The organism is Microbacterium sp. HMWF026 (assembly GCF_003061325.1).
GTDB lineage: Bacteria > Actinomycetota > Actinomycetes > Actinomycetales > Microbacteriaceae > Microbacterium > Microbacterium testaceum_E.
The window spans coordinates 1-8,055 of record NZ_QAJB01000106.1 but is presented as its reverse complement, the minus strand read 5'-3'; the positions used below and the strand labels follow the sequence as shown (position 1 = coordinate 8,055).

Below are 8,055 nucleotides of genomic sequence, written 5' to 3'. Positions count from 1 at the left end.
TTGTAGAGGTCGCTGCCGACGCTCCAGGGTAGGACGCCGTGGGCGGGGTCGATCGCCTCGCGCAGGATGCGCGAGATCTTGCGCAGCGCGCGGGTGTCGGCGCCGCTGGAGAAGAGCCCGAGTCCCATCCAGGCGATGTCGTCGTAGAACGGCGTCGTCCAGCGGCCGAGGGTGCGCAGGGTCACCCCGCGTCGCAGGCGGCGGAGCAGTCGTCGACGGCGCGGGTCGGGGCGATTTCGTTCGGCGTCGGCGAGCACGTGCAGCAGGTGCGCGTGCCACCAGTAGTGCCACGTCCGCCGGGCCGGCCGGTCGCCCGTGGCGGCGTGCGCCCACGCGACGGGGCCGTAACGGTGGAGGTAGCGGTCCAGAACCGCTCGCTCCGCGGCGGCGGCGCGGCGCTGCGTCGAGGGGGAGGCATCCATGCCCCCATCGTGTCGCGCTCGCGCGGAACCGTGACAGCCCGCGCCGGGCAGGGTCGGGCTGTCATAGAATCGACGGCACGATGGACGACCCTCCCAGTTGTAGACCCAGGCCCCTCCGACCCTCTTCCGCCGCCACCGCGAGCGGGGGTGATGCCTGATGGATTACGTCATGCTGGGCGTGGGGCTGCTTCTCACCGTGGGCACCGGACTGTTCGTCGCGAGCGAGTTCGCCCTGGTCAACCTCGACCGCGCCGATCTCGAGGCGCGCCGCGCCGCGGGCGAGACGCGGTTGTCGCTGACGATCGACGCGCTGCGGATCACCTCGACCCACCTGTCGAGCGCGCAGCTGGGCATCACGCTCACGACGCTGCTGACGGGTTACACGATGGAACCCGCCATCTCGAACCTGCTCCGCCCCGTTTTCGAGGCGTGGGGGCTGCCCGAGGCGGTGACCGTCACGCTCGCCGCCATCATCGGCGTCGGCTTCGCGACCGTGCTGTCGATGATCCTCGGTGAGCTCGTTCCCAAGAACTTCGCCCTCGCCATCCCCCGGCAGACGGCCAAGCTCGTCATCCCCTTCCAGGTAGCCTTCACCGCGGTGTTCAAGCCCGCGATCCTCGTGCTCAACGGCAGCGCCAACGGCGTGCTGCGCGCCCTCGGCGTCGAGCCGAAGGAGGAGCTGTCGGGAGCGCGGTCGGCCGAGGAGCTGTCGAGCCTGGTCAAGCGGTCCGCGAGCGCCGGGATGCTCGAGAAGGACACGGCCTCCCTGCTGGATCGCAGCCTCACCTTCGCGCGACTGAGCGCCGCCGACGTCATGACCCCGCGACCGAGCGTGCACGCGCTCGCCGCAGGGGACCCCGCCGACGACGTCGTGCAGCTCGCCCGGCGCACCGGGCACAGCCGTTTCCCCGTCTACGGCGAGTCGATGGACGACATCGTCGGCGTCGTGCACCTCAAGGCCGCGATCGGCGTCCCGCGCGATCGCCGGGCCGAAGTACCCGTCGCGGCCCTCGCGACCGAGCCTCTGCGCGTGCCCGAGACCGTCCACCTCGACGCCCTTGTGTCGGAGCTGCGCTCGCGGGGGTACCAGATGGCCATCGTCGTCGACGAGTACGGCGGGACGGCGGGCGTGGTCACCCTCGAGGACCTGGTCGAAGAGATCGTCGGCGAGGTGCTCGACGAGCACGACCGCTCCCGTGCGGGCGTCGTGCGGTCGGCGGCATCCCTCACCTTCCCCGGAGACCTGCGCCCCGACGAGGTCCTCGACCGCGCCGGTGTGCGCGTGCCCGAGGGCGACGTCTACGACACGGTCGGCGGGTTCATCATGGCCGCGCTCGAGCGCATCCCCGTGGTGGGGGACACCGTCGACCTCGACGACGGCGTGCTCGCGGTCCAGCGCATGGACGGCCGTCGCGTCGACCGCGTGCAGTACACGCCCACGCCCCGCGAGCAGGACGTCGACGACCTCGTCCGTGCGGCGAAGGGTGGTGACCAGTGATGAGCGACTGGGCCGGAATCGCGTGGCTGGTGGTGCTGCTGATCGCCAACGCCTTCTTCGTCGGCGCGGAGTTCGCCGTCATCTCGGCGCGCCGTTCGCAGATCGAACCGCACGCGGACCGCGGGTCACGAGCGGCCAAGACGGCGCTCTACGCCATGGAGCACGCGACGATGATGCTGGCCACGTGCCAGCTGGGCATCACGATCTGCTCGCTGCTGATCCTGAACGTGTCGGAGCCGGCGATCCACCACCTGCTCGAGGGACCCCTGGGTCTGACGGGGCTGCCCGAGGCCGCGGTCGGCGTGATCGGCTTCGTCGTGGCGCTGCTGCTGGTGTCGTACCTGCACGTGGTGTTCGGTGAGATGGTGCCGAAGAACCTCGCGTTCTCGCTGCCGGACCGCGCGGTGCTCATGCTCGCCCCGCCGCTGGTCGCGGTCTCGAAGGCGTTCCACCCGATCATCGTCGCGCTGAACTGGACCGCCAACCACGTGCTGCGCCTGTTCCGGGTCGAGCCCAAGGACGAAGCCGCCTCGACCTACACCCTCGACGAGGTCGCGACGATCGTCTCCCAGTCGCGTCGCGAGGGCGTGCTCGACGATGCGTCGGGAACGGTGACGGCCGTGGTGGAGTTCACTGAGAAGAAGGCGGCCGACATCGCGGTGCCGATGGCCGCCCTGGTGACGCTGCCCGAGACGACGACCCCCGCCGAGATCGAGCGCGCGGTGGCCCAGCACGGCTACTCGCGCTACGTCATCGTGGATGCCGCGGGCGTCCCGACCGGGTACGTCCACCTCAAGGACGTGCTGCGCGCGGCCGAGGGGGCGGATGCCGACATGCTGCGGCCCATCCCGTCCAAGCGCGTGCACCACATGGTGTCCGTCCTCGAGACGACCGACCTCGAGGACGCCCTCGCGCTCATGCGCCGCTCGGGCCGCCACCTCGCGCAGGTGCGCGACGAGAACGGCGACGTGCGCGCCGTGCTGTTCCTCGAGGACGTCATCGAGGAACTCGTCGGCGAGGTGCAGGACGCCACCGAGCGTCGCCGCTTCGTCTGAGCACGCTTTCGACGACGGATGCCGCGACCCCGGGGTCGCGGCATCCGGTGTTCTCCGTCGCGGGTCGGCGGTGGGGCGCGGATGCGCCGGGGTGCGGGTCAGTACGCGCGCAGGTACTGCGCCGGAGCGGGCGAGTCGGCGCCGAGCGCCACGGCCGCACGCAGGGCGTAGTGCGGGTCGCGCAGCCACTCCCGGGCCGACATCACGGCATCCGCGCGCCCCTCGGCCACCACGGCCTCGGCCTGGGCGGGGTCGTCGATCATGCCGACGGCGCTGACTAGCAGCCCGGTCTCGCGCCGGACGGTCGCGGCGTAGCCGACCTGGTATCCGGGTCCGGGGACGATGTGCTGGTGCGGCACGAGACCCCCGCTCGAGACGTCGATGAGGTCGGCCCCGGCGTCCGCGACCAGGCGGGAGGCCGCGACGGTGTCGTCCACGTCCCACCCGCCGGGGGCGGCGTCGGTCGCCGAGAACCGGACGAACACCGCGGCGTCCGGCGCCGCAGCGCGCACGGCGGCGGTCACGCGCACCAGCAGGCGGACGCGGTTCTCGAACGATCCGCCGTACTCGTCGTCGCGGTGGTTGGTCAGCGGCGACAGGAACTGGTGCAGCAGGTACCCGTGGGCGGCGTGCAGCTCGAGCACCTCGAAGCCCACCGCGGCGGCGCGGCGCGCGGCATCCGCGAAGTCGTCGACGACCCGGTCGATCCCGGCGGCGTCGAGCGCGGTCGGCTCGGCGAAGTCGGCGTAGGCCAGGGCCGAGGGGGCGACGGTGGTCCACCCGCCGTCGGCGGGGGACACGGTGCCGCGCGCGCCCGTCAGCGGCGCCGACGTCGACGCCTTGCGTCCCGCGTGGCTCAGCTGCACGCCCGCGACGGCGCCGCGGGCGCGGATCGCCGCGACGATCGGCTCCCAGGCGCGGGCCTGCTCGTCGGTCCAGAGGCCCACGTCCTGCGGCGAGATGCGCCCCTCGGGCGAGACGGCGGTGGCCTCGGCCACCACGAGACCCGCGCCGCCGGCGGCGAACTGAGCGAGGTGGACGTGGTGCCAGTCGTTCGGCACGCCGTCGACCGCGCTGTACTGGCACATCGGCGAGACCCACAGGCGGTTGCGCGTCTCGATACCGCGGATCGACAGGGGAGTGAAGAGGGCGCTCATCGGTGTCCTTCTCGTTCTAGGGTGACGCCATGACGGCGACGGAATGGGACGGGGGCTCGGCCTCGCGCGTCCTGCGGAGGCCAACCGCGGACGACGACAAGTATTCCCGCGGGGTCGTGGGCCTGCGCACGGGCTCGGCACGGTATCCGGGCGCAGCGGTGCTCGGGGTCGAGGCGGCCTGGCGCACGGGCACCGGCATGGTGCGCTACCTCGGGCCCTCGCGCGCCCAGGACCTGGTCCTGCAGCGACGCCCCGAGACGGTGACCGCCGACGGACGGGTGCAGGCCTGGGTGCTCGGCTCGGGAACGGATGCCGCGGAGCGCGACGCCGGCGAGACCGCGGCCCTGCGCGGCATCCTGAACGGAGAGGTGCCGGTCGTCGTCGACGCCGGGGCGCTCGACCTGGTGTCCGGGGCGGAGGCGCCCGTGATCGTGACGCCGCACGCGCGAGAGCTCGACCGTCTGCGCTCCTCGCTCGGTCTCGAGCCGGGCGACCCCGCGGACCGGGAACGCATCGCGGTCGAGACCGCGGAGGCGTTCGGCGGCGTGGTGCTGTCGAAGGGGGCGCTGACGATCGTCGCGGCTCCCGGCGGATGGGTCGCGCACGTGTCGGCGGGGACGCCGTGGCTGGCGACGGCGGGCACGGGTGACGTGCTCGGCGGCGTCCTGGGGGCCGTGGTCGCCGGGGCCGTGGCCGACGGGCGCACCGACGCGGTGGAGCTCGCGGCCTGCGCGGCGACGGCGGCGTGGGTGCACGGGCGCGCCGCGCACGTCGCCTCGGCCCGGAACGGGGGCGGCGGCCCGATCACGGCGCTGGACGTGGCCGAGGCCGTTCCCGAGGTGATCGCCGAGGTGCTGCGGGACTCGATCGCGTAACGTTCTCGCCGTCGCGCCGGGAGGGCCGGGGAGGGCGTCCCGGGGCCGCGGGAGCACCCAATTAGGATGAGGCGGTGCTGAGGCGTGTCGTTCCCCTGTTGATCGCGTTCGTCGCCGTGCACGTCGTGGTGGGCTGGTTGGGCTACCAGCAGCCCAACGAACCCATGGGCGACGTGTACCTGGTGTACGAACCGTGGTCGCGCTGCGCCCTCTTCGGCGGCATCGACGTGAGCTCCTGCACGCGGAGCGTGGCGTGGGAGTGGCCCGGCATCACCGAGAAGTGGATCTACCCGCAGCTGGCGTTCCTGCCCATGACGTTCGCGTGGGCCTTCGCGTGGGCGGTGGGCTACACCCCGGCCTGGGCGATCACCGTCTCGCTGTTCAACCTCGTCGCCTTCGTCATCCTCGTCGGACGGGGCCGCTCCCGCGGCCGCGTCCTCGCGGCATGGTTCTGGCTCGCGGCCATCCTGCTGATCGGGCCCGTGGGGCTGTACCGCATCGACGGCATCACCGTCCCGTTCGCGATCCTCGGCGGCACCTGGATGCTGCGACGCCCGTTCGTGGCATCCGTCCTGTTGTCCGTCGCGGTGTGGATGAAGGTCTGGCCCGCCGCGATCCTGGCCGCGGGGCTCGTGGCGATCCGTCGTCGGCTCGCGCTGGTCTGGGGCGCGGTGGCGGTGTCGGTGCTGACGATCATCCCGGTCGTGTCGCTCGGAGGGGCGCCCTACGTCTTCGGCTTCGTCGGCGATCAGACCTCGCGCGGCATCCAGATGGAGGCGCCCGTCGGCGGCCTGTACATGTTCCTCGCGGCGTTCTACGTACCCGGGAGCGAGGTCTACTACGACGGCGACGTCCTGACCTTCCAGGTCACGGGGCCGGGGGCCGAGCCCCTCATCGCGGCGATGACGCCCATCATGCTGCTGACCATGGTCGGGGTGGCGATCGTGGGTGTGCACAAGCTCCGCCACGGTGCGACCTTCATCAGCCTCTTCCCGCCGCTCTCGCTCGCGCTGGTGACGGCGTTCATCGCGCTGAACAAGGTCGGTTCCCCGCAGTACTACGTGTGGCTGTTCGCGCCCGTCGTGGTCGGCCTCATGATCGACCGCCGCCGGTGGTACGCGTTCGCCGGGATGACGCTGGTCATCGCCGGGCTGACGCAGTGGATGTACCCCCTGCTGTACGACGGGCTGATGGCGACGCACCCCAACCCCTTCCCGGTGACGGTGCTCGAGGTGCGCAACGTGCTCGCGCTCGTGCTGCTGGTGTGGGCCGTCGTGCGCGTGGTGCGCGTCCCCACGGGTCGGGTGCGTCCCCCGGCGGGACTCCGCGAGATCGTCACCGGTCGACGCCCGGTACCGGCGCGGGCGACCGTCCGTCGTTGAGGCGCGGGCGCGGGCGACGGTGAGCCGATCGACGCGCGGGGTCGCGCGACCGTAGTCTCGGAGCATGCTCATCGCCTTCTCGGTCGCCCCCTCGGGGGTCGGATCCGCCGTCGCGGAGAACCCGGATGCCTCGGTCCACGATGCGGTCGCCGCCGCGGTCGCGGTCGTCCGCGCCTCGGGCCTGCCGCACCGCACCACCTCGATGTTCACCGAGCTCGAGGGGGAGTGGGACGAGGTGTTCGCCGTGGTCAAGGCCGCGACTGAGGCGGTCCTGCCCTTCGGCTCACGCGTGTCGCTCGTGCTGAAGGCCGACATCCGGCCCGGCCGCACGGGCGAGATCGACGGAAAGATCGAGCGGCTGGAGCAGGCGCTGGAGCGGCGCGAGGACTGACGCGGACGCGGCGCCGCACCGGGATGGGGAGCGGCGCACCGACGCTCGTCACGCGGTGGGTGGATCGGTCCAGATGTGCCGGGTGATGGCGGTGACGTCGGCGTCGATCCGCGCCATGTCGCCACGCAAGCGGCTCTCGACGCTCGAGATCTGCGCCGTGAGTCCGGCTTCGACACCGTCGATCTTGGCGTTGAGTCCGGCTTCGACACCGTCGATCTTGGCGTTGAGTCCGGCTTCCACACCGTCGATCTTGGCGTTGAGTCCGGCTTCGACGATGTCGATCTTGGCGTTCAGCACCGCCTCGACGGTGTCGATCCGCAAGCGGGTCGCCTGCGATTCGGCGGCGAGCTCGGCGCGCGTGGCGTCGATCTTCATGTCGAGCCGCTCGGTGTTCGCGGTGATCACCTTGGTCAACGTCGAGGTGATGAGGTTGGTCGTGAACGTCATGCCGCCGAGGATGGCGGCGGCGAACGTGCCGATCAGTACCCAGCTCTGCGGTTCCGTCATGTGCGGCATCCCTTCAGTGTGCGGTTCGGGCCTCGACGCTTCCAGATGCGGGTGCGGTCGGTGCGGGTACCGGTTGACATGGGGGACGATTCGCCCGAGATGCCGACGGGGGAGGAGGGGTGACGTCCTCCGAAACGAATCGACCCCGGCCGGTCCCGCCGACTAGCATCGATGGGTGACCTCTTCGACGACCTCGAGAGGTGCGGCGATGCGGGCGCTCCTTTCTCTCGCCATCGGTAGTTTCGGCATCGGCATGACCGAGTTCGTGGTGATGGGCCTGCTGCCCAACATCGCGCGCGAGCTCGTTCCGGGCACGTGGGCCGCGTCGCCCGACGACGCGATCGCCCAGGCGGGGTGGCTGATCTCGCTGTACGCGCTCGGCGTCGTCGTGGGCGCGCCGACGATCGCCGGATCGGTCGCCCGTTTCCCGCGTCACCGCGTGATGATCGTGCTGGCCGTCGCGCTGGCGTTCTTCACGCTGCTGACCGTCATCGCCCCCACCTTCGAGCTGGTCGCGGCATCCCGTTTCCTGGCGGGTCTGCCGCACGGCGCCTACTTCGGCATCGGCGCGCTGGTCGCCGCCGACGTCCTGGGTCCGGGCAACCGGGCGAAGGGCGTCGCCTTCGTCCTGACGGGCCTGACCATCGCCAACGTCGTGGGGGTGCCCCTGGGAACCCTGCTCGGCCAGCAGGTCGGCTGGCGAGCGGCGTTCGCCGTGGTGACGGCCATCTTCGCCCTCGCCGCGATCTGCATCGCCCTCTTCGTACC

At 71.8% G+C, this 8,055-nt stretch carries 8 protein-coding genes and 1 pseudogene; 6 read left to right on the top strand and 3 right to left on the bottom strand.

What is annotated here, in order from left to right:
- Positions 1 to 422: pseudogene (locus tag DBR36_RS05060) on the bottom strand (hypothetical protein); the annotation flags it as partial.
- A gap of 157 nt (positions 423 to 579) precedes the next feature.
- Between DBR36_RS05060 and DBR36_RS05055 the strand changes: the two are divergent.
- A complete protein-coding gene (locus DBR36_RS05055; RefSeq protein WP_108317852.1) occupies positions 580 to 1,920 on the top strand; it encodes a hemolysin family protein in 1,341 nt (446 codons plus the stop codon).
- Positions 1,920 to 2,975, top strand: coding sequence for a hemolysin family protein (locus tag DBR36_RS05050; RefSeq protein ID WP_108317851.1), 1,056 nt, complete (start codon positions 1,920 to 1,922; stop codon positions 2,973 to 2,975). The genes DBR36_RS05055 and DBR36_RS05050 overlap by 1 nt, the downstream gene beginning before the upstream one ends.
- 98 nt (positions 2,976 to 3,073) lie before the next feature.
- On the opposite strand, the gene DBR36_RS05045 is transcribed toward DBR36_RS05050, so the two are convergent.
- Positions 3,074 to 4,132, bottom strand: coding sequence for an NADH:flavin oxidoreductase/NADH oxidase (locus tag DBR36_RS05045; RefSeq protein ID WP_108317850.1), 1,059 nt, complete (start codon positions 4,130 to 4,132; stop codon positions 3,074 to 3,076).
- Positions 4,133 to 4,161: 29 nt separating this feature from the next.
- On the opposite strand from DBR36_RS05045, the gene DBR36_RS05040 reads away from it, so the two are divergent.
- The 3 genes from DBR36_RS05040 to DBR36_RS05030 all read left to right on the top strand — a co-directional run bounded on the left by DBR36_RS05040 (position 4,162) and on the right by DBR36_RS05030 (position 6,780).
- Entirely contained in the window at positions 4,162 to 5,007 is an 846-nt protein-coding gene (locus tag DBR36_RS05040; protein ID WP_108317849.1) for an ADP/ATP-dependent (S)-NAD(P)H-hydrate dehydratase, read from the top strand.
- Between the two features lie 74 nt (positions 5,008 to 5,081).
- The gene (locus DBR36_RS05035) at positions 5,082 to 6,389 is read left to right on the top strand and encodes a glycosyltransferase family 87 protein (RefSeq protein WP_108317848.1); all 1,308 of its coding nucleotides are present in this window, start codon (positions 5,082 to 5,084) and stop codon (positions 6,387 to 6,389) included.
- A gap of 64 nt (positions 6,390 to 6,453) precedes the next feature.
- Positions 6,454 to 6,780 (top strand): thiamine-binding protein, encoded by a 327-nt coding sequence (locus DBR36_RS05030; RefSeq protein ID WP_108317847.1) that lies wholly within the window; start codon positions 6,454 to 6,456, stop codon positions 6,778 to 6,780.
- Between the two features lie 48 nt (positions 6,781 to 6,828).
- Here DBR36_RS05030 and DBR36_RS05025 read toward each other — a convergent pair whose 3' ends face one another.
- Positions 6,829 to 7,287, bottom strand: a complete 459-nt coding sequence (locus tag DBR36_RS05025; protein WP_146185237.1) for a hypothetical protein — start codon at positions 7,285 to 7,287, stop codon at positions 6,829 to 6,831.
- 208 nt (positions 7,288 to 7,495) lie between these two features.
- Here DBR36_RS05025 and DBR36_RS05020 point away from each other — a divergent pair.
- Positions 7,496 to 8,055, top strand: a 560-nt coding sequence (locus DBR36_RS05020) for an MFS transporter (protein WP_181373484.1), incomplete at its 3' end; no start/stop codon positions are given.

Bases quoted from the DNA above. Each gene is read 5' to 3' on its own strand.
- DBR36_RS05050 (WP_108317851.1), top strand. From the start codon at position 1,920: ATGAGCGACTGGGCCGGAATCGCGTGGCTGGTGGTGCTGCTGATCGCC.
- DBR36_RS05040 (WP_108317849.1), top strand. From the start codon at position 4,162: ATGACGGCGACGGAATGGGACGGGGGCTCGGCCTCGCGCGTCCTGCGG.
- DBR36_RS05025 (WP_146185237.1), bottom strand. From the start codon at position 7,287: ATGACGGAACCGCAGAGCTGGGTACTGATCGGCACGTTCGCCGCCGCC.
- DBR36_RS05030 (WP_108317847.1), top strand. From the start codon at position 6,454: ATGCTCATCGCCTTCTCGGTCGCCCCCTCGGGGGTCGGATCCGCCGTC.
- DBR36_RS05045 (WP_108317850.1), bottom strand. From the start codon at position 4,132: ATGAGCGCCCTCTTCACTCCCCTGTCGATCCGCGGTATCGAGACGCGC.
- DBR36_RS05055 (WP_108317852.1), top strand. From the start codon at position 580: ATGGATTACGTCATGCTGGGCGTGGGGCTGCTTCTCACCGTGGGCACC.